The following is a 25,888-nucleotide window of genomic DNA, read 5'->3' as shown; positions in this document are numbered from 1 at the left end:
ACCGTCACCACGGCACACCGGACCGTACCGCACCGCAATCGGGCCTGTCGATGCCTGTGGACAACGCCGGAAGCTGCGGGTCAGCCCTTCCAGAGGGCGAGCATCATCGCCTCGACCGCGATCCGCGGCTTGACGTTCGCCTCGATCGCCGCCCGGCAGGCGAGCACGGCCTCCAGCCGGCGCAGCGACCCTTCGGCGTCCCACTTCTGCGCGCCGGCGCCGGCCAGTGCGGCGGTGTCGGTGTGCACCGGGGCGACGGGCGCGCGCAACGCCATGGTGAGCGCGTCCCGGTAGAAGCCGGCCAGGTCGACAAGCGCCCGGTCCAGGGCGTCGCGCTGGGCGCGGGTAGCACGAGACTTCTGCCGCTTCTCCAGCTCCTTGAGCTGCCCGGCAGCGCCGCGCATCGCGCCGGCCGCGCCCCGACCGGTGCCGCCCGCGCCGAGCGCGGTCTCCAGTGCCGCCCGTTCGGTCGTGTCGGCATCGGTGACCGACGCCTCGGCTTCCGCTTCGGCCGCCTCGATCAGCGCCGACGCCGCGTCGAACGCCGCGCCGACGCCGGTCAACCGGCGCGGCACCGCGAGCACCGCCTCGCGCCGTTTGCGGGCCTCCGGGTCGCGGGCCAGCCGGCGGGCCCGACCCACGTGCCCCTGCGCGGCCGCCGCCGCCCACTGCGCCACGTCGGGCGCGATCCCGTCCCGACGGACCAGCACCTCGGCCACCGCGTCGGCCGGCGGCTGCCGCAGGGGTACGACACGACAGCGGGACCGGATCGTCACCGAGATGTCGTCCGGGTGGGTGGACGGGGCGCAGAGCAGGAAGACCGTACGCGGCGGGGGCTCCTCGATCGCCTTGAGCAGCGCGTTGCCGGCGGCCTCGGTGAGCCGGTCGGCGTCCTCGATGACCACCACCTGCCAGCGACCGCCGGACGGGGTGCTGGCCGCCCGGAGCACCAGCGCGCGCATCTCACCGACACCGATGGACAGCCCTTCCGGCACCACCAGCCGGACGTCCGCGTGGGTGCCGCCCATCGTGGTGCGGCAGCCGGGGCACTCGCCGCACCCGGTGCCGTGCACGCACTGCAGGGCGGCGGCGAACGCCCGCGCGGCGACCGAGCGGCCCGAGCCGGGCGGGCCGGTGAAGATCCAGGCGTGCGTCATCCCGGCGGACGGGTCCACCCCGCCGGAGGCCGCAGCGCCGGCCGGGCCGAGGGAATCGGCAGCGCCGGCCGGGCCGGCGGAGTCGGCAGCACCGGCGGTGAGCAGCGCGGGTGCCCGGTCGGCCGCGCCGGCGCGCAGCACGGCGGCCGCCGCGGCGGCGGCCCGGCGCAGCTCGACGACGGCCTCGTCCTGACCGACCAGGTCGGCGAAGACGTCCGACATCAGGTCTTGTGCTCCATCGTCACCAACTCCGCGTCGGATAACTCAGGCTGCACCGAGGTGTCCGGGCCCTGTGCCGGCCGCGGGTGCACGATGCCACCCGGGCTGCCGAGCATCTCCTCGACCCGCCGGACCACCAGTCGGGTGATCTCGTCGGCCGGTCGGGACGCGTCGAGGACCAGGTACCGCTTCGGGTCGGCGGCGGCGAGGTCGAGGAAGGCGTACCGGACCCGCTCGTGGAAGGCGATCGACTCGGCCTCCAGCCGGTCGGTGCCGGTGTTGCGCGAGGCAACCCGGGACAGGCCGGTACGCGGCTCGACGTCCAGCAGCACCACCAGGTCGGGCTTGAGCCCACCGGTGGCCCAGGAGGAGAGCCAGGAGACCTCGTCGACGGGCAGTGTCCGACCGGCGCCCTGATAGGCAAGGGACGAGTCGACGTAACGGTCACTGATCACCACGCCGCCCCGGATCAGTGCGGGCCGGACGACGGTGGCCACGTGGTGCGCCCGGTCGGCGGCGTAGAGCAGCGCCTCGGCCCGGGGGGAGGGCGCGTCGTCGCCGGAGGTGTCCAGCACCAGCGACCGGATCCGCCGACCGACGCCGGTGGCCCCCGGCTCGCGGGTGACCACGACGTCGCAGCCCTGACCGCGCAACCGCTCGGAGAGCGCGGTGAGCTGGGTGGACTTCCCCGCGCCCTCGCCGCCCTCGAAGACCACGAAGAGCCCGGCGGAGACGAACGGCTCGGAGGGCATCAGCGGACGACCCCGGATGGAGCCCCACAGGTCGGCGAGGACCGGTACGCCCTTCTTGTCGTCCATCTGGCCGAACGCGCTGATCCCGGCGAAGATGCCCGCGGCACCGGCGGCGAGCAGCAGCAGCCGGGTCGACGAGATGGACAGGCCCAGGTCGGCGATCTCCAGCTTGCGCGAGCCACCGACGCCGACCAACACGCTGCTCAGCCCGATGGCCAGGATCAGCACCAGCCGGGTGCCGATCTGCACCACGGCGAAGACCCGGCCGCGCACCTCGTCGGCCACCTCGCCGCCCAGCAGCGTGGTGCCGGCCAGGAAGGCCATGCCGGCGCCGGCGCCGACCAGCACCGCGCCGAGGATCGCCATGGACAGGTGGATGGCGAAGGCGAGGGTCATCACGGCGGCGCTGGCCAGCACGATGCTCATGCCGAACCAGCGACGCCGGGACATCTCCTTGACGACCATCGGGCCGAGCCCGATGCCGAGCGCCAGACCGACGAAGATCGCGCCGAAGAGCAGTGAGAACGCGGCGTCACCGGCGCCCAGCGAGTTGGCGAAGAACTTGGCCGTGCCGACCACGATGCCGCCGCCGGCGAACGCGCCGAAGATGCCCAGCACCAGGCCGCGGACGAGCGGGGTCTGGCCGATGTACTTCCAACCCTCGGAGAACTGCCGGAACATGCTCTGCTCGGCACGCTCCGCCTCGCCGCGCTGCGCCTCGCTGATCTCCTTGATCCCGAACGCCACCACCAACGCGGTGGCGAGCCGGGAGAAGGAGTTGAACCAGAGTGCGAGCTGGGCCGGCTCGGCCCAGGAGGGCAGGTCGCCGCCGACGGCGCCACGGACGCCACGGTCGAGCACGGCAAGGCCGATGGCCGCGGCGACCGGGGTGAGGCCGTAGGTGGTGATCAGGGTGAGCTGGTTGGCCGCCTCCAGCCGGGCCCGCGGGATCAGGTTCGGGACCGCGGCCTCCTTGGCCGGGATCCACAGCAGGGTGAGCGACTCGATCAGGAAGGTGGCGATCAGCGCCCAGCCGACCACCAGGCCGCCGGCGGCGCCGCTGAGGGCGTAGAGCGGAATGGAGGCGAAGAGCACGAAGCGCAGCAGGTCGCAGATGACCATCGTCCAGCGCCTGTCGAACCGGTCGGCGAAGACGCCGGCGACCGGGCCGAGCACCAGTGCGGGCAGCAGCCGGATCGCGGTGACCCCGCCGAACGCCGCGCCCTGGGCGGTGCTGCCCTGCACCTGCGAGGCGGCGAAGAGGGCGGTGGCCAGCAGGCCGAGCCAGTCGCCGAAGGAGGCCGCGCCGAGCACGATCCAGAGCCGGCGGAACGGCCGGATGCGCAGCACGGAGCGGATTGCGGCATAACCGGACGGATCTACCTGACCACCGGTGGGCTGCTTGGCGGCGTTGCCCGACTGGTCACCCGAGCGCGACACGCCGGGCGACTCGCCGCTGTTCTGGCTTTCGATGGCCGTACCTCCACGTGCCGGCCCATCGCTGGGCACCTCCGGTGCAACACTCTAGACCCGGTAGGGGGCCACCCCCCGGGCGACATTCTCCTGCTCGCTGAGCCTAGGCCGCCGGAGGCACCGGCCGCAGCCCGGACGTACGCGAGGGTATTTCGCATTTACCGCCGGACAGTTAGCGTGCACACGTGGCTATCGAAAGCGACAAACTTCGCGAGCGCCTGGATCGGGCGACCGCCCACCTCGACCCGCCCTACGCCGTGGTCGACCTCACCGCCTTCGACGCCAACTCGGCCGCCCTGGCCGACCGCGCCGCCGGCAAACCGGTCCGACTGGCGAGCAAGTCGGTGCGCGCCCGCGAGTTGATCAGCCGAGCCCTCGCCCGACCGGGCTGGCAGGGCGTGATGGCGTTCACCCTGCCCGAGGCGATCTGGCTGGTCCGGGCCGGAGTGAGCGACGACGTGCTTGTCGCGTACCCGAGCGTGGACCGGGCGGCGCTCGCCGAGCTGGCCGCCGACCCGCACCTCGCCGCCGCGATCACCCTGATGATCGACGGCACCGGTCAACTCGACCTGATCGACGACGTCCGCGCTCCCGGGCAACGCGCCGAGCTGCGGCTCTGCCTGGACCTGGACGCCTCCTGGCGACCGCTGCGCGGGGTGCACGTCGGCGTCCGCCGCTCGCCGGTGCACAGCGCGCGGGCGGCCGGCACGCTCGCCGCCACCGTCGCCGGCCGGGCCGGCTTCCAGCTGGTCGGGCTCATGTCGTACGAGGCGCAGATCGCCGGCCTGGGGGACGCGCCGCCGGGGCAGACGCTGCTGGCGGGCGCGATCAGGCTGGCCCAGCGCGGGTCGTACCGCGAGTTGCTGGCCCGCCGGGGCGCGGCGGTGGCCGCGGTACGCGAGCACGCCGACCTGGAGTTCGTCAACGGTGGTGGCACCGGCAGCGTGGCCGCGACCAGCGCCGATCCCGCGGTCACCGAGGTCACCGCGGGATCGGGCCTGTACGGGCCGACGCTGTTCGACGCGTACCGCGCCTGGCGGCCCACCCCGGCGGCGTTCTTCGCCTGCGCGGTGGTCCGCCGGCCGACGCCGGAGCTGGCCACGGTGCTCGGCGGCGGCTGGATCGCCTCCGGCCCGGCGGCCGACAGCCGGCTGCCCCGGCCGTGGCTGCCGGCCGGGCTCAAGCTGGTCGGCACCGAGGGCGCCGGTGAGGTGCAGACCCCGCTGTCCGGCGCGGCGGCGGCCACCCTGCGGGTCGGCGACCGGGTGTGGTTCCGGCACGCCAAGGCTGGTGAGCTGTGTGAACGGGTCAACGAGCTGCACCTGGTCGAGGGGGACGCGGTCGTGGCGACCGTCCCCACCTACCGGGGTGAGGGGCAGGCCTTCCTCTGAGGCCCGCGCCCGGCTCAGACCGGCTGGGCCGCCTCGGCCTGCCCGACAGTGGCCCGGTCGCTGTCCGGGCCGTCGACCTGGCGGTGCAGGTACTCCCGGATCAGCGCCTTCGCCTCCAGCAGCACCCGCTCGTCACCGTCGGACTTCCGCCGGAACGCGAGCTTGATCAGCGCGTCCGCCGCCTCGACCGCGATCTCCAGGACGAACCGGAGCTTCGGTACGTCGGTGAGCCCGAAACGCTCGGTGAGCACCTGGGCCAACTGGTCGGCGATCACGCCGTTGTTGTCCCGCTGCTCGTCGAGCAGGTGCAGGTCGACCACGTCGCCGAAGTGCAGGGTACGGAAGCCGGGAACGGTGCGGTGCATCGTGATGTATTCGTCGATCCCCGCGTCGACGCCATCCCACCAGTGGGTCATCCGGTCGGAGGCGAACCGCTCGTCGAGGCGCTGGAGGTAGGACTCCATCGTCCGCAGGGTCAACGCCTGCACGATCGCCCGCTTGTCCGGGAAGAACTGGTAGACCGACCCGATCGCCACTTCGGCGCGCTCGGCGAGCAGGGTCGTGGTCAGCCCTTCGTACCCCACCTCGTCGACGAGTTCGGCACAGGCATCCAACATGCGCTGTACCCGCGCGACACTTCGACCCTGCACCGGAACGCGGCGCAGCGGCCCGGTCGTGGCGGCTGGTGTGGACACTCGGCGCCACCCCCCTTCGACGGATGAACATATCTCCACGTCACGAGTCCGTGACTACCGGTACAACGAGCGGATCGCAATTGCGGTATTTACCAGGCACAACGTTCCTGATATGAAGTCAGTTCATATTCATGAATGAGGAGCGCGCATGGTCGTCACCGCACCGCTCGCCGCTGGATGGTCCAACTGGGCCGGCAACCAGCGTGGCAGCGCCACCGCGATCCTGCGCCCCGGCTCGCCGACGGATGTCGTAGAAGCCGTCCGATCGGCCGCGGCCGACGGTGCCCGGATCCGCGTGACCGGCAGCGGCCACTCGTTCACCGCCGTCGCGCTCGCCGACGACCGCCGGATGGAACTGTCCGAGCTGGACACCACGGTCAGCGTCGACGTCGCACAGCGGCTGGTCACCGTGCCGGCGGGAATGACCCTGCACGCGCTCAACGGCCTGCTCGCCCGGCACGGCCTCGCGCTGCCCAACCTCGGCGACATCGACGCGCAGACGGTGGCGGGGGCGATCTCCACGGGCACCCACGGTACCGGAGCCGGCTACGGCTGCCTGTCCACCTTCGTCGAGGCGATCACCCTGGTCACCGGAACCGGCGAGGTGCTGCGCTGCTCCGCCGACGAGCATCCCGACGTGCTCGCCGCCGCCCGGGTGTCACTCGGCGCGCTCGGCGTCCTGGTCGAGGTGACACTGCGCTGCGTGGACGCCTTCGTGCTGCACGCCCACGAACGTCCGGCCGAGCTGGCCGACGTGCTCGGCGACCTGCCCGCGTTGATCGGCGCGCACGACCACGTCGAGTTCTACTGGTTCCCGTACACCTCACGGGTGCAGGTCAAGACCAACGACCGGGTACCGGCCAACGACCGGCCACTGCCCCGCTGGCGCGGCTGGCTGGACGACGACTTCCTGGCCAACCGGGTCTTCGCCGGCGCCTGCCGACTCGGCCGGGCAGTGCCCGCGCTGGCCCCGGGCATCAGCGCGGTCTCCGCCCGCGCCCTCACCGAACGCCGGTACACGGGTCGCTCCGACCGGGTCTTCTGCACCCCGCGCCGGGTCCGCTTCGTGGAGATGGAGTACGGCCTGCCCCGCGAGGCGCTACCCGAGGCGCTCGCCGCGCTCCGGCGGATCGTGGACGGGCTGCCGTTCAAGGTGCTCTTCCCGGTGGAGGTGCGATTCACCGCCGCCGACGACATCTGGCTCTCGCACGGCTACGGGCGGGACAACGCCTACATCGCCGTGCACCAGTACGTCGGGATGCCGTACGAGCCGTACTTCCGGGCCTTCGAGGAGATGGCCGCCGGACTGGGGGGCCGCCCGCACTGGGGCAAGCTGCACTATCGCGACGCCGCCTCGCTGGCCACCGCCTACCCCCGCTTCACCGACTTCCAGGCCGTCCGCGACCGCCTGGACCCGCACCGGGTCTTCACCAACCCGCACCTGAACCACGTCCTCGGCGCCTGACGGCTAGAACGCCAGGTCGTCAAGCGCGACAGCGCCGGCCGTACGCGGACGGCTGATCCGCCACCGGCCAGGTGCAGCACCTGCCGAACGGTCTGGTCGGCGAAGCCACGAGGTTCACTGAACTGGAACGGCTCGTACGGGCTGATCACCGCGGTCCGGAAACCGGCCGCCCAGATCCCCGGCGCAGGTGGGCTGGCCGCCCGCTCCCCGCCCGTCACGCGCCCACCGCGTCGGTAGTGGTGCCCTCCTCGGTGCTGACCACCCCGTCGATCAGCGCGAAGAACGCCTGGATGCCGGGCCGGTCCCCGCCGCGACGTCGGGACTCGGCGAAATCCTCGGACGATCTCCAGAAGACGATGTCCAGCCATTCGTCGTCGGCCAGCCGGATCAGTCGCGCGTCGAGGAAGCCGGCACGGTCGGTCTCGAAGTCGTGCAGCATCGCCGGCCGCGCGGCCAGCAGCGCGTCGGCGCGCGCGGCGGACGCCCGGAAGCGGGTGATCTCGATGGTGGTCATCGTTCCTCAATCCGTTCGGCACCGGGTTGGACGCCCAGCATCAGTCTGAGCTGGCTCAGCAGGACGGCGCGGAATTCCGCGGGCGCCGGCGTGGAATGACGCTGGACGCGCGAGATGATCAGACCGAATCGGCGAAAGCTCGTGATCCGAAACACCCGCAGGAGGGCCCACGAAAAAGATCTTGGACAGTTTCCGTTCAGCCGGAACGGAAACTGTCCAAGATCTGGTGGTGTCGGGGCCAGCTCGGGACGATCAGCCGACGCGGGGCGCTGTCACTCCGTGCTCGACGCGGCCTTACGCGGGGCGGCCTTCTTCGCCGGAGCCTTCTTCGCCGTCGTCGCCTTGGCCGTGGCGGTCTTCTTCGCGGCCGTGGACTTGCTGGCCGCGGCCGTCTTCTTCGCCGCCGTGGCCTTCTTCGCGGGAGCCTTCTTCGCCGCCGCCTTCTTGCGCGGCGCCGGGCCCTTAGCCCGCTTCTCGGCAAGCATCTCGGACGCTTCCTCGATGGTCAGCTCCTCCGGAGTCTGCCCGCGCCGCAGCGACGCGTTGAACTCCCCGTCGGTGACGTACGGGCCGAACCGGCCGTCCTTGATCACCATCGGCTTCTCGGTGGCCGGGTCCACGCCCATCTCGCGCAGTGGCGGCGCCGCGGCCCGCCGTCCACGCGCCTTCGGGGCGGCCAGCAGCGCCAGCGCCTCGTCCAGACCGACAGTGAACATCTGCTCTTCGGACTCCAGCGAGCGGAACTCCTCGCCCCGCTTCACGTACGGGCCATAGCGGCCGTTGTTGGCGAAGACCTCGACACCGTCCGGCGCGACACCGACCAGCCGGGGAAGGCTGAGCAGCTTGAGCGCCTCCTCCAGGGTCAACGAGTCCGGGGTCTGCGTCCGCAGCAGCGACGACTTCCGCTCCCCGCTGGACACGTACGGGCCGAACCGGCCGGCCTTGAGCACGATCGGCTCGCCGGTCGCCGGGTCGTCGCCGAGCTTGCGCTCACCGCTGCCGCCGAGGAACAGCTCGTGCACCTTCTCCGGGGTCAGCTCGTCCGGGGCCAGGCCCTCCGGGATCGGGGCCCGGTCACCGCCCTGGGTGCCGCCCTCCTCGCCCTCACCCGAGGCGGCCGGTGCCGGCTGCTCGCCGCCGGGCAGCTCCCGTTGCAGGTACGGCCCGTACCGGCCGACCCGGACGACGACCTCGCGGCCCTCGTCGTCGGTGAAGAGCGGGATGGAGTTGACGCTGCGGGCGTCGATGTCGCTCAGGTTCTCGGTGACCAGCTTCTTCAGCCCGCCGGAACGGGCGATGTCCTGGTCACCGGCACCGTTGGAGCTGCCGAAGTAGAACGCGGTGAGGAAGTCGACAGCGGCGTGGTCACCGCCGGCGATCTCGTCCAGCTCGTTTTCCATGGTGGCCGTGAAGTCGTAGTCGATCAGGCGCGGGTAGTGCCGCTCCATCAGCCCGATGACCGCGAACGCCAGGAAGGTGGGGATCATCGCCTGCCCGCGCTTGGTGACGTACCCCCGGTCCTGGATCGTCTGCATGATCGACGCGTAGGTGGACGGCCGGCCGATGCCCAGCTCTTCCAGGGCCTTGACCAGCGACGCTTCGGTGTAGCGCGACGGCGGCTGGGTGTGGTGGCCCTGCGCGGCCAACTCGTCGGCGGTCAGCGGCTGGTCCTTGACCAGGGTCGGCAGCCGGCGCTCGGCGTCCTCGGCCTCGGCGTTCTCGTCGTCGCTGGACTCCACGTACGCCCGCAGGAAGCCCGGGTCCGTGATCGTCTTGCCGGTCGCGCCGAAGTCGGCCTCCTCCTGGGAGGTGGAGACCGCCCGGATGCGCACCGACACGCTGGAGCCGACAGCGTCGGTCATCTGCGAGGCGATGGTCCGCCGCCAGATCAGCTCGTAGAGCTTGAACTCCTCGGCGGACAGCTCCTTGGCCACCTCGCCCGGGGTGCGGAAGTTGTCCCCCGCCGGGCGGATCGCCTCGTGCGCCTCCTGCGCGTTCTTCACCTTGCCGGTGTAGCGGCGCGGCTCCGGCGGCACGCTGCGCTCGCCGTACAGCTCGACGATCTGCCGACGGGCCGCCGAGATGGCGGTCTCCGACAGGTTGACCGAGTCGGTACGCATATAGGTGATGTAGCCGTTCTCGTAGAGCCGCTGCGCGGTGCGCATCGTCTGCTGCGAGGACAGGCGCAGTTTGCGGGCTGCCTCCTGCTGGAGGGTCGAGGTGATGAACGGCGCGTACGGGCGACGACGGTAGGGCTTCTCCTCGACCCGGGTGACGGTGAACGGCCGCCCGTCGAGTCGGGCCGCGAGACCCCGGGCGCCGCTCTCGTCCAGGTGGACGACCCCGGCGCCGGGCTTCACCCGACCGGTGGTCGGCTCGAAGTCCTTACCGGTGGCGATCCGGTCGCCGTTCAGGGCGATCAGGGTGGCGTTGAACGCACGCGGGCCCTCGCCGGCGTTCGTCACGGCGAGGGTGGCCAGGATGTCCCAGTATTCGGCGGTGCGGAAGGCCATCCGCTGCCGCTCCCGCTCGACCACGATGCGGGTCGCCACGGACTGCACCCGGCCGGCCGAGAGCCTCGGCATGACCTTCTTCCACAGCACCGGGGAGACCTCGTAGCCGTAGAGCCGGTCGAGGATCCGCCGGGCCTCCTGGGCGTCGACCAGGTCGCGGTCGATCTCCCGCGGGTTGGCCACCGCCGCCTGGATGGCCGGCTTGGTGATCTCGTGGAAGACCATCCGCTTGACCGGGACCTTGGGCTTGAGCGTCTCGACCAGGTGCCAGGCGATCGCCTCGCCCTCGCGGTCCTCATCCGTCGCCAGGAAGATCTCGTCGACCTCCTTGGCCAGCTTCACCAGCTTGCTGATCTGCTGCCTGCGGTCGGCGGAGACGACGTAGAGCGCGTGGAAGCCGTTGTCCACGTCCACCCCGAGTCGGGCCCAGGGCTCCTTCTTGTATTTGGCCGGCACGTCGGCAGCGTTGCGCGGCAGGTCGCGGACGTGACCGAAGCTGGCCTCCACGACGTACCCCGGGCCCAGGTAGCCCGAGATCGTCTTGGCCTTCGCCGGTGACTCGACGATGACCAGACGGGTGGTTCCAGCGTTGCTCGGCACGTCTCTCCCCGACCTCACTCCTGCTCGTGGCCTGCCAGCGGGCGGACAGCGACCGCCTTCGACCCCGCCGTCGCACCGGCGGTCCGGATGTCCAACGTAACGCGCCGCCCGCGTTTCGGGTTTCGCGGGCGGCAAACCGCCACCGCGCGACGGTCAACTCTCGCCCCGCCGCGCTCGGCACTGCCGGACGGCGCCACCGTACACCGTGGGTAGGGCTCGAAGAGGGTCACTGTGACGATGGCGGGCCTACGGCCGACTGTCGACCCGCCCGTTTTCCGCCTGGATGGGCCTGTCGGCTGTCTGGCACCGGACACCGGCCGTCGTCCCCGGAAGCGCCGGCAATCTGAGCCGAATGACCGTTTCAGGGCCGCATCGGCCACGCGGCGGCGGGTGCCGTCGGCGGCGGCCCGCCGACCAGCTCGGCGAGCCGGTCCAACCGTCGCCGGCCGGTGATCCGGTACGCCGGGCCGCCCGCACCCGGGCTGAGCAGGGTGCCAGCGAGCCCGGCCGCGGCCAGCGCGACCCCGATCGGCTCCCAGCACTCCCTGTCGTCCGCGCCGAGCCGCAACAGGAACCCGCCGGGTGGCTCCGGCGTCCCGGCGGCGGCGAGCCACAGCCGCAGCCGCCGGCCGGTCAGGTGGAAGGTGGCCGGCGGGCGTTTCGCCGTACCGTGCAGCCAGGCGGCCGCGAGCGGCTTCAAGACCCGGGTGTACGACGTGCGCACGGCGTGTCGCTCGTCCTCGGTCGGCTCCCAGCTCGCCGCCAGCCCGCGCGACGCCAGTTCGGCGACGAGCACGTGCACCCGCCACGCGGCGTCCACCCGCACCGAGAGCCGGGCGGTGCCGCCCATGCGGACCACCTCGCCCGGCCCGGCGAGCAGCCCGGCCAGATCGGCCACCGTGGGCTCCGCCGCCTCCGCGCCGAAGAAGACAAGTTGCCGGCCCGCCTCGGCCCCCGGGACCGGTTCATTGCGCGGCGGGGAGGTCTGCGCGGGGCCGGCGCGCCGGCGCACCGGCGCGGGTGCGGGCGCGTCGGACTCGGGGGCGGGGAACAGCGCCGCTGGCTGCGCCGCCGGGGTGTCGTCGAGCCCGCTCAGTGACACTCCGGCACCTCGTCGAAGGCTTGTTTCAGCTCCTCGGAGTTGAGCTTGCTGGTGTCCAGCGCGCTGGCGTCGTACTCCGTGTTGAGGGTCGCCACCGCGGCCCGCACGCCGTCGTAGAAGGCGGTCGGCTCGCCGGTGCCCAGCCCGTCGATGGTGTCCCGGGCACGACCGTAGGCGTCCCGCATCTTCCCCAGTGAGCTGCGGAAACCGGCGGAGATGGCCTCGCCGTTGTCGGTCTCCGGCACGCCCGCCCGCTCCACCTTGCGGCGCGCGGCCTCACTGGCCTGCTCCGCCCCACCGAAGAGCCGCACCAGGTTCTCCTTGGCCTGCGCCGGCGTGGTCTGCGCGGTCATCTGCTCGTCAGTGCTGCTGGTCAGCTTGCTGATCTCGGAGCGCCACGGGGTGAGCGCGCCGCACACCGACGCCGCCCAGGCCCGTGGGCTGGGACCGCCGCCGCAACCGGCGAGGACGACGACGATCGTGGCCAGGACCACCGTGAGCTTTCCGGCGGCAGACGCCTGGCACGTACGCATGCGTTGCAGCGTACGGCCTTTGGGCAGGTGTGGCACCGGGCCGGACGGCCGGGGTCCCCGGTCGACGCGAACGTCGACCGGGGACCCCGTGCCGGTGCCGGGTCAGGCGTTGACCGTCTCCGGCCGGTGATCGGTGCTGCCCGCGCCGGTGCTGCCATCGGCGTCGGAGTCGGACATCGCGATGCCCTTACGCTTGCTGAACACCACGGACGCCACGATGATCAGCGTCGCGACCAGCGCGATACCGACCCGCAGGCCGACGTTGCGGTCGTCGCCGACGCTGTACGCCACCACGGCGGGCGCGATCAGCAGCGAGACCAGGTTCATCACCTTGATCAGCGGGTTGATCGCCGGGCCGGCGGTGTCCTTGAACGGGTCGCCGACGGTGTCGCCGATGACCGTCGCGGCGTGCGACTCGGAGCCCTTGCCGCCGTACGCGCCGTCCTCGACCAGCTTCTTGGCGTTGTCCCACGCGCCACCGGAGTTGGCCAGGAAGACCGCCATCAGGGTGCCCGCCCCGATCGCGCCGGCCAGGTACGCGGCGAGCGCGCCCGGACCGAGGCCGAAGCCGACAGCGATCGGCGCCAGGATGGCCAGCAGACCCGGGGTCATCAGCTCGCGCTGCGCGTCCCGGGTGCAGATGTCGACGACCTTGCCGTACTCCGGGCGCTGGGTGCGGTCCATGATGCCGGGCAGCTCACGGAACTGCCGGCGAACCTCCATCACGACGGCGCCGGCCGAGCGGGACACCGCGTTGATGGCCAGCCCGGAGAAGAGGAAGACCACCGCCGCGCCGATGATCAGGCCGACCAGGTTGCGCGGGTTGGCCACGTTCAGCGAGTTGAGGATCTCCGTTCCGACGTCGCCCACGCCCGCGTCCGCGTACGCGCTGCGGAGCGAGTCGGTGTACGAGCCGAACAGCGCGGTCGCGGCGAGCACCGCCGTGGCGATCGCGATGCCCTTGGTGATCGCCTTTGTGGTGTTGCCGACGGCGTCCAGCTCGGTGAGGGTCCGGGCGCCGTGCTCGTCGATGTCGCCGGACATCTCCGCGATGCCCTGGGCGTTGTCGGAGATCGGCCCGAAGGTGTCCATCGCGACGATCACGCCGACCGTGGTGAGCAGGCCGGTGCCGGCCAGCGCCACCGCGAACAGCGACAGCGTGATGGAGCTGCCGCCGAGCAGGAACGCCCCGAAGACGCCGGCGCCGATGAGCAGCGCCGAGTAGACCGCCGACTCCAGGCCGATGCTGATGCCGGCCAGGATGACGGTGGCCGCACCGGTCTGCGAGCTCTTGCCGATGTCCTGCACCGGACGCCTGTTGGTCTCGGTGAAGTAGCCGGTGAGTGCCTGGATCGCGGCGGCCAGCACGATGCCGATCACCACCGCGCCGATGGCGACCAGCCGAGGGTTGCCGGGCGCGTCGGTGAGCCCGCCGGCGAACTCGCCGAACGTCGCCGGGAGGTAGGCGTAGGCGGCGATCGCCACCAGCACCGCGGAGAGCACCGCCGAGATGTAGAAGGCCCTGTTGATCGCGGTCAGGGCGTTGCGGTCGGAGGCGCGCAGCCGGGTGATGAAGACTCCGACGATCGCGATCAGCACGCCGATGGTGGAGATGATCAGCGGGAAGACCAGGCCCTCCTCGCCGAACGCGGCGCGGCCGAGGATCAGCGCGGCGACAAGCGTCACCGCGTACGACTCGAACAGGTCGGCGGCCATGCCGGCGCAGTCACCGACGTTGTCGCCCACGTTGTCGGCGATGGTGGCGGCGTTGCGCGGATCGTCCTCGGGGATGCCCTGCTCGACCTTGCCGACCAGGTCGGCGCCGACGTCGGCGGCCTTGGTGAAGATGCCGCCACCGACCCGCATGAACATCGCGAGCAGCGCGGCGCCGAAGCCGAAGCCCTCCAGCACTGTCGGCGCGTCACCCCGGTAGACCAGGACGACGAGCGCGGCACCGAAGAGGCCGAGGCCGACGGTGAAGAAGCCGACAACGCCACCGGTCCGGAAGGCGATCTTCATGGCCGCCTCGCGGCCACCCTCCCGCTCCCTCGCCGCGGCGGCGACCCGCAGGTTGGCGCGGGTGGCCAACCACATGCCCGCCCCGCCGATGAACGCGCTGAACAGGGCGCCCACCACGAAGAAGAGCGAGCGGCCGATCTTCACGGCGACCTCGCTGCCGTCGGTGTCGTGCACCGGCAGCAGGAAGAGCAGCACCACGGCAATGACGACGAAGATCGCCAGAGTACGGAACTGACGGAGCAGGTAGGCCGAGGCGCCCTCCTGGACCGCCCCCGAGATCTCCTGCATGTTTGTGGTGCCCTTGCCGGCGGCCAGCACCGTTCTTGTCAGGGCGGCAGCGAAACCGAGCGCCACCAACGCGACAACCGCGGCGATGACGACGTAGGTGACATTGCTTCCGGTAAGGGAAAGCCCGCCGCCGTCGGCGGCCAAGGTCTCGGACATCTGTGTCCTCCTGTTACCGAACACTCGCGCCGGTGAGTGGAGACGCACTGACCGACGCCTGGATGCGGACTTCGCAAGCGAGCGCCAACCCCAGCGGACCAGCGATGACCACCCATACCCGCTGGCTGCGGGATGGATCACTTGCTGACAACCCGGGTACTGTAGCCCTCCGCAGTGTCGGAGGTCACACGGAGGTGCCACCGTGTCGCGATGATCTTCGTCGCTGTGTTATGAATCGAAATCTGATATAGGAGCTGGTCCATAAAACAAAGGGGCCGCACCCCCACCGGGATGCGGCCCACAAAACGTTTCTGGTCAGTGGCCGACCGGCCACACCATCCGCACCTCGGTGCCGATGCCCTCGTCGACCGGGCGCACCTGCAGGTCCTCGACGAAACCGGCGAGCAGCGCGAACCCGACGCCGGTGGTCAGCGCCTCGTCGGTGAGCGACTCGTTTGCCAACTCGTCCGGCGGCAGCGCGGTCAGGCCGATACCGGCCTCGATGGGCGCCCGGTCCACCACCCGCACCGCGTATGAACCGCCGTCGGACATCTCCACAAGCACCGGGTCGGCCAGGCCGTACTGCCGGTGCAGGGCCACCGCGCGGGTGCACGCCTCACCGATGGCCAGGCGCACCTCGTCCAGCAGGTCCTCCCGGACCCCGGCCCGCCGCGCGACGGCGACGCCGACCAGTCGGGCGGTGCGCACGTGCACCGGGGCGGGGGAGAACGAGAGCTTGACGGTCGCCATCACGCGCCGGCGCCCGCCGGGTCGGCGCTGATCGCCGCGTCGACCGTCGGGTGCAACGGGAACACCTGGTCCAGTGCGGTGATCCGGAAGATCTTGAGCAGGGGTTCCTTGTCACAGACCAGGGCGAACGAGCCGCCGGCCGAGCGGAGCCGCTTGAGCGCGCCGACCAGCACGCCCAGGCCGGTGGAGTCGAGGAAGTCCACCCGGTCGAGATCGACGACCACGTGCCGGGCGCCACCATCGATCAACTCGAGGAGTCGTTCGCGGAGCCGGGGCGCGGTGTAGACGTCCACCTCACCACCGACCTCAAGCACCGTGTGCTCACCCTCGGTGCGGGTCGCCAGCGACAGCTCCATCGGTCCTCCTCGCCAGAGCCGTAAACTCTCGTGGGCATCTAACCACTACCGCCGGTGCGGCCTGCGGACGCCGGCGGAGGCTTCCCCTTACCCGCCGGCCCGACTTTTCATCTCCGAACACCAGTGCGAGAGTGCAGGGCGTGACCTCCAACGACTTCAGCTCGGCGCATCGCACGCCGCGCCCCGACCTGGAGTCGTCGCCCGCGGCCACCGTATCCGCTGGTCCCGGCCCTGGACCAGCGCCCGCCGACCTGCTGCGCCGGCTCCGAGCCCGGGGCGCCGGCGACCCGGTCACCCACGTCGAGCGGGTGCCGGCGCGCGCCGGGGTGCCCGCGCCCTGGCCGTCGTGGGCGTCGGAGGAGCTGCGCGCGGCGTTCACCGGACGCGGCGTGACAGCGCCCTGGCAGCACCAGGCCGAGGCGGCCAACCTCGCGTACGAGGGCCAGCACGTGATCGTCGCCACCGGCACCGCGTCCGGCAAGTCACTGGCGTACCAGCTCCCGGCGCTGGCCACCCTGCTCGCCGACCCCCGGGCCACGGTGCTCTACCTCGCGCCGACCAAGGCGCTCGCCGCCGACCAGCTGCGGGCCGTCGCCGCGCTGGAGCTGGAGGGGGTACGCCCCTCCTGCTACGACGGGGACACTCCGCGCGCCGAGCGGGAGTGGATCCGCCGGCACTCCCGGTTTGTGCTGACCAACCCCGACATGCTGCACCACGGCATCCTGCCCGGTCATGCCCAGTGGTCCGGTTTCCTGCGCCGACTCGCGTACGTGGTGATCGACGAGTGCCACACCTACCGGGGGGTGTTCGGCTCGCACGTGGCACACGTGCTGCGTCGGCTCCGCCGGCAGTGCGCCCGGTTCGGGGCCACCCCGGTCTTCGTCCTCGCCTCGGCGACCTCCGGCGACCCGGCGACCGCGGCCGGCCGGCTGACCGGCCTGCCGGTGACGGCGGTCACCGAGGACGCGTCGCCGCGCGGCGGGGTGACCTTCGCGCTCTGGGAACCGCCACTGCTGCCATCCGACACCAACTCCTCCTCCCCGGTGCCCCCGCAGGCGACGGGTGAGCACGACGACCTCCGCCAGGTCCGCCGGTCGGCGCTGCGCGAGACCGCGGACCTGCTCGCCGACACGGTCGCCGAGGGGGTACGCACCCTCGCGTTCGTCCGCTCCCGCAAGGGCGCCGAGGTCGTGGCGGCCAACGCGCGCCGGTCGCTTGACGACGCGGTGCCCGGGCTCGGCGACCGGGTGGCCGCCTACCGGGGCGGCTACCTGCGCGAGGAGCGGCGCGAGCTGGAGCGGGCTCTGCTCCACGGCGACCTGCTCGGCCTGGCCTCCACCAACGCGCTGGAGCTGGGCGTGGACCTGGTCGGGCTGGACGCGGTGCTGATCTGCGGCTACCCCGGCACCCGGGCGTCACTGTGGCAGCAGGCGGGCCGCGCCGGGCGTTCCGGGCAGGAAGCCCTCGCCGTGCTGGTGGCCCGGGACGACCCACTGGACACCTACCTGGTGCACCACCCGGAGGCGATCTTCGGCGCCCCGGTGGAGGCGACGGTGCTCGACCCGGCCAACCCGTACGTGCTGGCACCGCAGCTCGCCTGCGCCGCGGTCGAGGCGCCACTCACCCCGGCCGACCTGGTGCTCTTCGGCGACGGGGCGAAGGAGGCCGTGGACCAACTGGTAGCCGCCGGGGCGCTGCGGCAGCGGCCCACCGGCTGGTACTGGCGGCACCGGGAGCGGCCCGAGGTGGACCTGCGCGGGGAGGGCGGCGCCCCGGTCTGCGTGGTGGAGTCGTCGACCGGCCGGCTGCTCGGCACTGTCGACGGCGGCTCCTCGCACTTCCTGCTCCACCCGGGCGCGGTCTATCTGCACCAGGGTGTCTCGTACGTGGTCGACGATCTCGACCTGGCCGACGGCTGCGCGCTTGTGCACGCCGAGGAGCCGGACTGGTCCACCCACGCCCGCGACGTCACCGACCTGTCGGTGGTATCGGTGCGTTCCTACGTGGACGCCGGGCCGGTCGGCATGTTCCTCGGCGAGGTGGACGTGACAAGTCAGGTCGTGTCCTACCAGCGGCGACGGATCGCCACCGGCGAGGTGATCGACACCCGGCCGCTCGACCTGCCCACCCGGGAGCTGCGCACGGTGGCGGTCTGGTTCACCCTGTCGCCGCAGTCGTTGACTCTCGCCGGCGTCCAGCCCGCCGACGTGCCCGGTGCGCTGCACGCCGCCGAACACGCCGCGATCGGTCTGCTCCCGCTGATGGCCACCTGCGACAGGTGGGACATCGGCGGGCTCTCCACCGCTGTCCACCCGGACACCGAGGCGCCGACCGTCTTCGTCTACGACGGGCACCCGGGTGGCGCGGGGTTCGCCGAGCGGGCGTACGGCACGGCGTCGGCGTGGCTGCGGGCCACCCGGGACGCGATCGTCGAGTGCGGTTGCGAGACCGGTTGCCCGTCCTGCGTGCAGTCGCCGAAGTGCGGCAACGGCAACAATCCGCTCTCCAAGCCGGACGCGATCCGGGTGCTCGACGTGGTGTTGGCGAACCTGCCCCAATGAGCGGGTTGCATGAATCGGCATGGCACTGGGCACAATGTGTGGGAGCGCTTCCATCGATGTCCTTGTTGCTGATCGCCCCCCGTTGCCCGAGGAGGAGCCGTGGCCGACACCATCGCCGAGACAGTCGACCTGCTCTATACCATTGACCAGGATCAACTCACCCTCGACCAGCAGATCGCGCTCGGGTCCGCGCTGGCCAACCTGGCTCAGGCCGAACGTCTGGAACAGATCAACGAACGGCTCCGCGTCATCCACCAGGTCCTCAACACCTGGGCGGTGCGCGCCGCGACCACCACCGACGGGCGCTGAGCCACCCCTTTCACCAGCACGGGCATCGGGATGTTGGGGTGGTCGTTCGACGGCCCCCGACGGCTACCCAGCATCTTGCGATCGTCGATGGCGGGGAGCACGACAATTGTCGGGCTGTGCGAGACTCCGGCGGACCAACCTCCTGAGGAGTTCACATGCAGTTGGACAATTTGCAGAGTCAGCACCAGTTCCACGTCCGTCAGCGCCTGCGCATGATGGTCAACCAGTACGAGGTCCGGGCGGTCTCCCCGGACGGCACCGAGGGTGAGTTGCTCGCGTTCGCACAGCAGAAGCGACTCGCCTTCAAGGAACAGGTGACGATCTACACAGACGACTCGAAGCAGCAGCCCCTGCTCGGCTTCAAGGCCCGCCAGCGCATCGACCTCGGCGCCACGTACGACGTCACCGACGCCGCCGGAAACGCGATCGGCCTGTTCCGCAAGGACTTCGCGCAGTCCCTGCTCCGGTCCACCTGGCACGTCGAGCAGGCCGGCCTGCCGCAGGTGACGGGCCAGGAGCGCAGCCTGCCGGTGGCACTGCTGCGCCGGTTCGTCGACTCGCTGTCGTGGCTGCCGTACCACTTCGACTTCACCGCCGGCGGCCAGCCGGTCTTCACCGTGGTCAAGAAGTGGGGCCTGCGCGACAAGTACATCGTCGAGGTGCAGCACCCGCAGATCGACCGCCGCCTGGTCATCGCAATGGCCGTCGCCCTCGACGCGCTCCAGGCCCGCTGACGCCCCCGGCCCACCCGCTGCTCGGCCGCTGACCGGGACGGGGCTCTCCGCCCTGGTCCCGGCCAGCAGGCCGTCGGCAGATGCTGCGCAGTTCGGCGGCTCGACGGTTCGGCGGTTCGGCGGTTCGGCGGTTCGGCGGTTCGGCGGTTCGGCGGTTCACCCTTCCGGGCGGCGCGCCGGTTCGTCGAGCAGCGGGCCGGCTCGTCGCCTCCGCCCGCGCGTCGCGCTGACCCGCGCGGCTCGGGCGGGTGGGCCTCCCTGGACGGCGGCAACTCCCTACGTCGTTCAACCGCGCACCGGGCCGGCGCGGGCCGTTGAGGTGGCGACCCGGGTCAGCCCGGGGAGTGGCGTGAACGCCACCTCGACAGTCACCAGCACGTCCAGTCCGTCAAGGCGACAGCCGACCGTCCGACCAGCGTTGCGGCTGGCGATGTCGGCCGCGAACGCGCAGGCCGTAGCCTCCCCGTCGAGCGGGTGGGCGGCTCCCGCCAGCGCGCCGAGATCGGCTGCCACCGCCGCCCGCTGACCCGCCAACTGAGCTGCGGCGATGGCGGCACCGAACGTCCCGACCAGCAGGAAGACCAGCCCGGTCGCCAGCAGCAGGACCGTCGCGCCACCGCGCTGTGCGTCCGGTGGGCAGTCATCGCGTCGCTCGGAGTCCGGGCCGTGAGCCCGTCGCATGATCAACTCCTCTCGGCAGCGCCAGGTTCCACGGCTGCGACCGCCGTGGCGACGACGGTGATCCGCGGGAGCCGGCCGCCCAGCGTCCGGACGGGCGCGCGTACCGTCGTTCGCACCAGGTCGCCGTCGACGGACACCGTCACCGCCGCTCCCGGCGGTGCCGCCCGCCCGCCTTCCGCGCTGCCGTCCGCGCCGCGGGCCGCGGCCAACGCCGCTTCCCGGGCCGCGTGGAGGCAGCCGGCCTGGGCGCTTACGGCATTGACGGCGGTGAGGCCGGTCAGCAGGAGCAGGAGCAGCGCCGGCAGGCCAGCCGCCAGTTCGGCGGTGAACGACCCTCGGTCCCCCTCGGCGGCCCGCTCGACAGCGCGGATCCTCCGCCCGCCGAGCGCTCGCCCGGGACTGCCCGGCCTCCGATCGCGGCCAGCCTGCCGGCGCCCTGTCACTTCAGCGCCCGGTCGATGACGGCGGTCAACGCCGACTGGACGTTGCCGGAGGTCAGCACCTTCAACAGGATCCCGGCGAAGGCGACCGCGGCGAGCGTGCCGACGGCGTACTCGGCCGTGTTCATTCCGGCGTCGCCGCGCAGGCGGGCGATGAGTTTGCGCATTGCTGTTTCCCTTCTCGATGGGTCAGAGCACGTCGCCGAGAACGGCGACGATCACCGGCACCAGGCCGGCGAGAATGAACGCCGGCAGGAAGCAGAGCCCCAGCGGCAGAACGATGAGCACGCCTGCCCGCCGGGCGGACGCCTCGGCAGCGGTCGCCCGGTCGGCCCGCAGGTCGTCGGCGAGCCGGGTCAGTGCGCCGGCCAGGGCAGCGCCGCTGGTGGAAGAGCGCAACGCCGCTGCGGTCAACCGCTCCGCACCGGGCACTCCGTCCAGCACGGACCACGCCTCCGCCGGGCCACCGCCGAGCAGCAACGTGCGGCCAGCCCGGGCCAGCCGCGCGGCGAGCGGTCCGTCGAGGGCCTCGGCGACGGCCAGCACCGAGCGATCCACCGGAGCGCCCGCCCGCATCGCGGCGGCCAGCAGGTCGACCGCGAGCGGCAGGTCGACGGCCTCCCGAAGCCGCCGCCTCCGCTCAGCCGGTGACTCGATCCGCCGCAACAGGAAATCCAGCAGGAGCGCGGTCGGGACCGCACCGAGCAGCCCCAGCCAGCCCTCGGCGACCACGGCGACGGCGAGTCCGCCCAGGGCCGCCGCGAGGCGGATCACGTCCGGCCGCCGCCAACCGGCCGGGCTGCGTTGGCTTGCCGGACTTCGCGACATCATCCGGCCCGCCCCGGCGTCGCGCCCAGCCGTTCCGTCCAGAGGAGGCCCACCACCTGAAGGGCGACCGCGACGACCGCACAGACCCCGCCGACACTGCTGTGCAGCAGCACCGCCACCGGGTCGACGCCAATCGCGTACCCGAGCCCGATCCCACCCACCGGCAACGCGGCCAACAACCAGGCCGTGGCCCGGGCACCGGCCGCCTGGGCCGCCGCGGCGGCCAGACCCCGGTCGGTCGCCCGAGCGTCGGCCTCGATCCGCTCGACGAGTTCCGCCAGCGGCGCACCGGTCCGGTCGGCCAGTCGCACCGCCGCTGCCGTCAGCTGACGCAGCCGGTCCGACCCGTCCCACCCTTCGGTGGCGGCCTCGATCGCCTGCTGCGCGGGCAAGCCGGCCCGGAGGTCCGCCGCGAGGCCACACAGTTGGTCCAACCCACGTCGCTGCCGCCGCTCGGCTCCCCGGTTCACTCGCCAGCGCAACACCGCCCGTCCGGCCAGTGCGGCGTACCCGCCCACCGCGACCGCGGCGACCGGTCCGCCGACCACCGCACCGACACCACCTGCCAGCAGCCCGACCAGCGGCAGCAAACGCCTCGACGACAGTGGAACCCCTCGCCGGGCAGCCACTCTCGGGGCATCGGCCGACCCGACGGACCGGTCGGCCCAGCGAAGAACACCCTCGCGCCCATCCGCCGTTGCCGCGCCGGACGTGTCGCCAGGACCGTCCGCCACGTCGCCGCACCCAACGGTCGTCACCGCATCGGAGGCGTCGTTCCCACGGTTCACCCCCAGGTCGTCGCCGCCGATCGTCATCGCGGCCACGGATGCGCCACCCCGTCGTTCGACGTCCGGAATCCCGGCCTCGTGCCCGGCGGCGCCGGCGGGACGCCGAGGATCCCGACGGGTCGGCGGACGCGTCGGGCCCGCGGGACGGGAACGCCCCGCCGACCCGCCCGTCGCCCCGGGCCGGCCGGTGCTGCCTGTGACGTCCGGGCTGGGCCAGCCGAGCGCGGTCGACCTACCGCTCCGGCCCGCAGTGCTGTACGGCCGGCACGGCATGCCGACCGCGCCACCCGGGATCGGCGAGTCGAAAGGCCCCTCGACCGGCCCGTCCGGCGCTCGGCCGAGTTCCCGGATCCACTCCACGAGGGCGTCGGTGGGATCGGCGGCGCCGCTCCCCCGCCCCGTCGTCAGCACCCGACGTCGGCGGGCCCGGATGCTACGCACGGGCCACGCCACCAGGGCCGCGGCGACCACCAGCAGCGCCGCCACCAGCAGCGTCGCGCCGGTCATGCCGGGCCTGCCGATCCGGGCCACGGCTCGCTGAGGATCGGCGGCACCGCCACCCCGCGCTCCCGGAGCAGCGCCCCCAGTGCGCGGGCGGCCAATCCGAGCCCGCTGCCGCGTACCCAGGCGGGCACCACTGTCACCAACCGATCCGGCCCTTCGGGCAGGAGCAGGCAGACCGACTCCAGGACGCGTCCCCGGTCGCCGCGCCGCACCTGGAACAGCACCTGCAACGCGGCGGCCACCTGGGCGTGCAGCGCGGCGCGCGGCAGCCCACCCAGCATGCCCAGCGCCTCCAGCCGGGCCGGCACGTCGGACGGGGAGTTGGCGTGCAGGGTGCCGGCGCCGCCGTCGTGACCGGTGTTGAGCGCCGCGAGCAGGTCGACCACCTCACCGCCCCGGCACTCCCCCACCACCAGACGGTCCGGACGCATCCGCAACGCCTGCCGGACCAGGTCGCCGAGGCTGACCAGGCCCGACCCCTCCACATTGGCGGTACGCGCCTGAAGCCCGACCACGTGCGGGTGCCCTGGACGCAGCTCGGCGGCGTCCTCCACCAGCACGATCCGCTCGGTGGCTGGCACCATCCCCAACAGCGTGTTGAGCAGAGTCGTCTTGCCCGACCCCGTTCCCCCGGTGACCAGGTACGCCAGGCGGGCAGCCACGACGGCGGCGAGCAGCGGTGCCACCGGTCGGGGCACGGTCCCGTGGCGGACCAGCTCATCGAGGGTGAACGGCCGGTGTCGAAAGGTCCGCAGGGACAGATAGGGGCCCTCGGTCGCCACCGGCGGCAGCACGGCGTGCAGTCGGGTGCCGTCGGGGAGCCGGGCGTCCGCGTACGGGGAGCCGTCGTCGAGCCGCCGGCCGGCGCTGGCGACCAGTCGCTGTGCCAGCCGGCGAACGTCCTCGACCGAGCCGAACGGGATCGCTACCTGCTGTAGCCCCGAACCACGGTCGACCCAGACCCGGGTCCCGTTGACCAGGACGTCGGTGACCTCCGGGTCGGCGAGCAGTGGGGCCAGCGGCCCGGCGCCGACGAGGTCGTCGCGCACTCGGTCGGCTATCCGCAGCACGGCGTTGTCGCCGAGCACCGCGGCGGTTGGCTCGGCCCGTACCGCAGAGACGATCGACGCTGCCGTGACCGGAGTGGTGGCGGCGGCGATCCGCTGCCGAACCCGGGCGGCGAGGGTGCCGTCCTGCGACCTGCCGGTCATGCCGCACCCGCCGCCGGCACACCGGTCAGGTCGGTGACGATCCGCTGGCAGAGGGCGGCCAGCGGGCCTTTTCCCGCGGCGGCCGGCGCCTCGCCTCGTTCCAGTCGGCGGCACAGCCCCGGCTCCGGGCGCAGCGCGCCGGCCAACGGTAGGCCAAGAGCACGGGCCACCTCGGTCGCGCGCAGCCGACCCGGAGCCGGCCCGCGCACCACCACCGAGAGCGCGGCGCAGTGCGGGGCGGCCGCGGCCACCACCCGAGCAGCCGCGGCGGTGGCACGCAGCTCGGCGGGAACGACGACGAACGCCTGGTCCGCCGCCTGCAACGCCACCACCGCGGCGTCGTCCAGCTGTCGAGGCACGTCGATCACCACGAAGTCCCGACCACGCCGAGCGGCGTCGACGGTCGCCGCCATCGCCGCCACTGGCAGCGCCAGCATCTCGCCGCGGTCCCAGGAGAGCACCACCAGGTCACCCCGGTTGGGTAGGGCCTGCACCAACGCCGGGGCGTCCACCCGCCCGTCGGCGCTGGTGAGCGAGGGCCAGCGCAGCCCTTCCAACTGCTCCCAGCCCAGCACGAGGTCGAGGCCGCCGCCGAGCGGATCCGCGTCGACAAGCAGCGTGCGCAACCGGGCTCGGGCGGCGGTAACGGCGAGGCCGCCGGCGAGCACGCTCGCGCCAGCGCCGCCCCGGCCACCGAACACGGCGACGACCCGGGCGCCGACGCCGTCCGGGCGGTCCGGACCCTGCTCGGCGAACCGATCCACAAGCCACGGCTCGGCGGTGGGCAGCATGGCGACGTGCTCGGCCCCGATCAGCTCGGCGATCTGCCAGCCGGAGTCGAGCTGACCGGCCCGCCCAACCAGCACCAGCCGGGACCGCTGCGGCAGCCGGGCACGCAGACACGCCTGTGCCTGGTCGACGCCGAGCAGCACCAGTGGGGCGGGCTGCCAGCGGGTACGGGCGGCGGCCGGGTCGCGGGCCAGCTCCACCTCGGTGCCGCCGGCGGCAGCGAGCCGGAGCAGATCATCAAGCAGATCGTCGTCGCCGGTGACGACCAGCGGAAGCCGGCGGATCGGCGGAACCGAGGTACGGGATGGCATCGCGGCCTCCAGCGGTCGGGCTCTGGTATGCCGCCGACCCTGCTCGGAAATCGCCGGGCAAATGGCCCCGACCGCGCGACCTGTGGATAACCTCGTGGGTTGTGGACAACGCCCGCCGCGACAGTTGATCTGCTATGTGCGCAGCCTGTCCACCACCGCAGGAACTGCTCGAAGACGCAACAGGCGACCCCTTTTAGGGGCGGCCCCAATGTCGACAGTCATTCGAGCTGATCGGTGCAGTTGACGTCGAGGATAATCTGGAACGGGCGAGCCCCGTCGTAGGTATCCCTATGAAAGGCCCGCGCGGTTGGTGCGTACCAGATGTAGCTCACATTCCGGGGTGTTGGCGACAACGCCCGGCGGACCGATACCTCATGGCCGTCCATCTCCTCGTCGTCGTGCGACCAGCCGAAGGAACTCGAAGAGAGGCGTCCACAGTGGCCGCCGTTATCCGCGATCTGCGCGGTCTGAAGGCATCTATTATCCGTGGCAGACAGTCGCTGCTGAGCAGGTCGTCGCCAATCTCAACCAGTACGTCTCCCGGCAGCATCGGCGCAGGTATACCCCCGCACAGCGCGACGCCGTCCAGGTCTCTTGGGCAATAAACCGGATACGATCGTCGCGCCGCTCCGGGTGCCGACAAGTGCGACCAGCCACTCCCCATCGCTGAAATCTTGCGCGATCAGGCGGGCGGAAGCATTCGTCGATGAAAGGTGTCTGGTCGCTTCTCACAAAGACCGTCACGCGCG

General features: G+C 72.3%; 22 protein-coding genes. 5 read left to right on the top strand and 17 right to left on the bottom strand.

Features of this window, described 5'->3' with window-relative positions; genetic code table 11:
- Positions 1-80: 80 nt before the first annotated feature.
- Positions 81-1,379 (bottom strand): DNA polymerase III subunit delta', encoded by a 1,299-nt coding sequence (locus tag ACQPWW_RS02130; protein WP_433128570.1) that lies wholly within the window; start codon positions 1,377-1,379, stop codon positions 81-83.
- Positions 1,379-3,442 carry a dTMP kinase gene (tmk, locus tag ACQPWW_RS02125; RefSeq protein WP_433134091.1) on the bottom strand — a complete coding sequence of 688 codons (2,064 nt, stop codon included), beginning with the start codon at positions 3,440-3,442 and terminating at the stop codon, positions 1,379-1,381. Before tmk ends, ACQPWW_RS02130 begins: the two co-directional genes overlap by 1 nt.
- 344 nt (positions 3,443-3,786) lie before the next feature.
- Between tmk and ACQPWW_RS02120 the strand changes: the two genes are divergently transcribed.
- Complete coding sequence (locus tag ACQPWW_RS02120) at positions 3,787-4,992, top strand: amino acid deaminase/aldolase (protein ID WP_433128568.1); 1,206 nt, start codon at positions 3,787-3,789, stop codon at positions 4,990-4,992.
- Positions 4,993-5,006: 14 nt separating this feature from the next.
- Here ACQPWW_RS02120 and ACQPWW_RS02115 read toward each other — a convergent pair whose 3' ends face one another.
- A complete protein-coding gene (locus ACQPWW_RS02115; RefSeq protein ID WP_433128566.1) occupies positions 5,007-5,609 on the bottom strand; it encodes a TetR family transcriptional regulator in 603 nt (200 codons plus the stop codon).
- Between the two features lie 226 nt (positions 5,610-5,835).
- Between ACQPWW_RS02115 and ACQPWW_RS02110 the strand changes: the two genes are divergently transcribed.
- On the top strand, positions 5,836-7,152 hold the full coding sequence (locus ACQPWW_RS02110) for a D-arabinono-1,4-lactone oxidase (protein ID WP_433128564.1): 1,317 nt from the start codon (positions 5,836-5,838) through the stop codon (positions 7,150-7,152).
- Positions 7,153-7,366: 214 nt separating this feature from the next.
- Here ACQPWW_RS02110 and ACQPWW_RS02105 read toward each other — a convergent pair whose 3' ends face one another.
- The 7 genes from ACQPWW_RS02105 to ACQPWW_RS02075 all read right to left on the bottom strand — a co-directional run bounded on the left by ACQPWW_RS02105 (position 7,367) and on the right by ACQPWW_RS02075 (position 15,983).
- Complete coding sequence (locus ACQPWW_RS02105; protein WP_433128562.1) at positions 7,367-7,666, bottom strand: hypothetical protein; 300 nt, start codon at positions 7,664-7,666, stop codon at positions 7,367-7,369.
- A 272-nt stretch (positions 7,667-7,938) separates the two neighbouring features.
- Positions 7,939-10,779, bottom strand: coding sequence for a type I DNA topoisomerase (topA, locus tag ACQPWW_RS02100; RefSeq protein ID WP_433128560.1), 2,841 nt, complete (start codon positions 10,777-10,779; stop codon positions 7,939-7,941).
- Between the two features lie 361 nt (positions 10,780-11,140).
- The gene (locus ACQPWW_RS02095; RefSeq protein WP_433128558.1) at positions 11,141-11,881 is read right to left on the bottom strand and encodes a hypothetical protein; all 741 of its coding nucleotides are present in this window, start codon (positions 11,879-11,881) and stop codon (positions 11,141-11,143) included.
- On the bottom strand, positions 11,872-12,414 hold the full coding sequence (locus tag ACQPWW_RS02090) for a hypothetical protein (RefSeq protein ID WP_433128556.1): 543 nt from the start codon (positions 12,412-12,414) through the stop codon (positions 11,872-11,874). The genes ACQPWW_RS02095 and ACQPWW_RS02090 overlap by 10 nt, the downstream gene beginning before the upstream one ends.
- A 102-nt stretch (positions 12,415-12,516) precedes the next feature.
- Positions 12,517-14,877 carry a sodium-translocating pyrophosphatase gene (locus ACQPWW_RS02085; protein ID WP_433128554.1) on the bottom strand — a complete coding sequence of 787 codons (2,361 nt, stop codon included), beginning with the start codon at positions 14,875-14,877 and terminating at the stop codon, positions 12,517-12,519.
- 315 nt (positions 14,878-15,192) lie between these two features.
- Positions 15,193-15,627: an ATP-binding protein gene (locus tag ACQPWW_RS02080; RefSeq protein WP_172862142.1), complete on the bottom strand. Its 435-nt coding sequence runs from the start codon at positions 15,625-15,627 to the stop codon at positions 15,193-15,195.
- Complete coding sequence (locus ACQPWW_RS02075; RefSeq protein ID WP_357404550.1) at positions 15,627-15,983, bottom strand: STAS domain-containing protein; 357 nt, start codon at positions 15,981-15,983, stop codon at positions 15,627-15,629. The genes ACQPWW_RS02080 and ACQPWW_RS02075 overlap by 1 nt, the downstream gene beginning before the upstream one ends.
- A 188-nt stretch (positions 15,984-16,171) precedes the next feature.
- Here ACQPWW_RS02075 and ACQPWW_RS02070 point away from each other — a divergent pair, with 188 nt between their 5' ends.
- From ACQPWW_RS02070 to ACQPWW_RS02060, 3 genes are all read left to right on the top strand, one after another.
- A complete protein-coding gene (locus tag ACQPWW_RS02070) occupies positions 16,172-18,544 on the top strand; it encodes a DEAD/DEAH box helicase (RefSeq protein WP_433134089.1) in 2,373 nt (790 codons plus the stop codon).
- A gap of 99 nt (positions 18,545-18,643) precedes the next feature.
- Entirely contained in the window at positions 18,644-18,853 is a 210-nt protein-coding gene (locus tag ACQPWW_RS02065) for a hypothetical protein (protein WP_433128551.1), read from the top strand.
- 155 nt (positions 18,854-19,008) lie between these two features.
- Positions 19,009-19,587, top strand: coding sequence for a hypothetical protein (locus ACQPWW_RS02060; protein WP_433128549.1), 579 nt, complete (start codon positions 19,009-19,011; stop codon positions 19,585-19,587).
- Between the two features lie 285 nt (positions 19,588-19,872).
- Here ACQPWW_RS02060 and ACQPWW_RS02055 read toward each other — a convergent pair whose 3' ends face one another.
- The 7 genes from ACQPWW_RS02055 to ssd all read right to left on the bottom strand — a co-directional run bounded on the left by ACQPWW_RS02055 (position 19,873) and on the right by ssd (position 25,139).
- Complete coding sequence (locus ACQPWW_RS02055) at positions 19,873-20,268, bottom strand: Rv3654c family TadE-like protein (protein ID WP_433128547.1); 396 nt, start codon at positions 20,266-20,268, stop codon at positions 19,873-19,875.
- A gap of 2 nt (positions 20,269-20,270) precedes the next feature.
- Entirely contained in the window at positions 20,271-20,639 is a 369-nt protein-coding gene (locus ACQPWW_RS02050) for a TadE family type IV pilus minor pilin (RefSeq protein WP_433134086.1), read from the bottom strand.
- 68 nt (positions 20,640-20,707) lie between these two features.
- Complete coding sequence (locus ACQPWW_RS02045) at positions 20,708-20,875, bottom strand: DUF4244 domain-containing protein (RefSeq protein WP_081883916.1); 168 nt, start codon at positions 20,873-20,875, stop codon at positions 20,708-20,710.
- A gap of 22 nt (positions 20,876-20,897) precedes the next feature.
- Entirely contained in the window at positions 20,898-21,536 is a 639-nt protein-coding gene (locus ACQPWW_RS02040; RefSeq protein ID WP_433134083.1) for a type II secretion system F family protein, read from the bottom strand.
- Positions 21,536-22,831 carry a type II secretion system F family protein gene (locus tag ACQPWW_RS02035; RefSeq protein ID WP_433128544.1) on the bottom strand — a complete coding sequence of 432 codons (1,296 nt, stop codon included), beginning with the start codon at positions 22,829-22,831 and terminating at the stop codon, positions 21,536-21,538. The genes ACQPWW_RS02040 and ACQPWW_RS02035 overlap by 1 nt, the downstream gene beginning before the upstream one ends.
- Positions 22,828-24,039: a TadA family conjugal transfer-associated ATPase gene (locus ACQPWW_RS02030; protein WP_433128542.1), complete on the bottom strand. Its 1,212-nt coding sequence runs from the start codon at positions 24,037-24,039 to the stop codon at positions 22,828-22,830. Before ACQPWW_RS02030 ends, ACQPWW_RS02035 begins: the two co-directional genes overlap by 4 nt.
- The gene (ssd, locus tag ACQPWW_RS02025; RefSeq protein WP_433128540.1) at positions 24,036-25,139 is read right to left on the bottom strand and encodes a septum site-determining protein Ssd; all 1,104 of its coding nucleotides are present in this window, start codon (positions 25,137-25,139) and stop codon (positions 24,036-24,038) included. Before ssd ends, ACQPWW_RS02030 begins: the two co-directional genes overlap by 4 nt.
- Positions 25,140-25,888 lie beyond the last annotated feature (749 nt).

The sequence above is a fragment of the Micromonospora sp. CA-240977 genome (genome assembly GCF_050942285.1).
Lineage (GTDB): Bacteria > Actinomycetota > Actinomycetes > Mycobacteriales > Micromonosporaceae > Micromonospora.
The sequence above is the reverse complement of the archived record's forward strand: the minus strand, read 5'-3'. Positions and strand labels throughout refer to the sequence as shown.

Bases quoted from the DNA above. Each gene is read 5' to 3' on its own strand.
- ACQPWW_RS02130 (WP_433128570.1), bottom strand. From the start codon at position 1,379: ATGTCGGACGTCTTCGCCGACCTGGTCGGTCAGGACGAGGCCGTCGTC.
- ACQPWW_RS02115 (WP_433128566.1), bottom strand. From the start codon at position 5,609: ATGTTGGATGCCTGTGCCGAACTCGTCGACGAGGTGGGGTACGAAGGG.
- ACQPWW_RS02110 (WP_433128564.1), top strand. From the start codon at position 5,836: ATGGTCGTCACCGCACCGCTCGCCGCTGGATGGTCCAACTGGGCCGGC.
- ACQPWW_RS02105 (WP_433128562.1), bottom strand. From the start codon at position 7,666: ATGACCACCATCGAGATCACCCGCTTCCGGGCGTCCGCCGCGCGCGCC.
- ACQPWW_RS02090 (WP_433128556.1), bottom strand. From the start codon at position 12,414: ATGCGTACGTGCCAGGCGTCTGCCGCCGGAAAGCTCACGGTGGTCCTG.
- ACQPWW_RS02085 (WP_433128554.1), bottom strand. From the start codon at position 14,877: ATGTCCGAGACCTTGGCCGCCGACGGCGGCGGGCTTTCCCTTACCGGA.
- ACQPWW_RS02080 (WP_172862142.1), bottom strand. From the start codon at position 15,627: ATGGCGACCGTCAAGCTCTCGTTCTCCCCCGCCCCGGTGCACGTGCGC.
- ACQPWW_RS02075 (WP_357404550.1), bottom strand. From the start codon at position 15,983: ATGGAGCTGTCGCTGGCGACCCGCACCGAGGGTGAGCACACGGTGCTT.
- ACQPWW_RS02060 (WP_433128549.1), top strand. From the start codon at position 19,009: ATGCAGTTGGACAATTTGCAGAGTCAGCACCAGTTCCACGTCCGTCAG.
- ACQPWW_RS02055 (WP_433128547.1), bottom strand. From the start codon at position 20,268: ATGCGACGGGCTCACGGCCCGGACTCCGAGCGACGCGATGACTGCCCA.
- ACQPWW_RS02045 (WP_081883916.1), bottom strand. From the start codon at position 20,875: ATGCGCAAACTCATCGCCCGCCTGCGCGGCGACGCCGGAATGAACACG.
- ACQPWW_RS02040 (WP_433134083.1), bottom strand. From the start codon at position 21,536: ATGTCGCGAAGTCCGGCAAGCCAACGCAGCCCGGCCGGTTGGCGGCGG.
- ACQPWW_RS02035 (WP_433128544.1), bottom strand. From the start codon at position 22,831: ATGACCGGCGCGACGCTGCTGGTGGCGGCGCTGCTGGTGGTCGCCGCG.
- ACQPWW_RS02030 (WP_433128542.1), bottom strand. From the start codon at position 24,039: ATGACCGGCAGGTCGCAGGACGGCACCCTCGCCGCCCGGGTTCGGCAG.
- ssd (WP_433128540.1), bottom strand. From the start codon at position 25,139: ATGCCATCCCGTACCTCGGTTCCGCCGATCCGCCGGCTTCCGCTGGTC.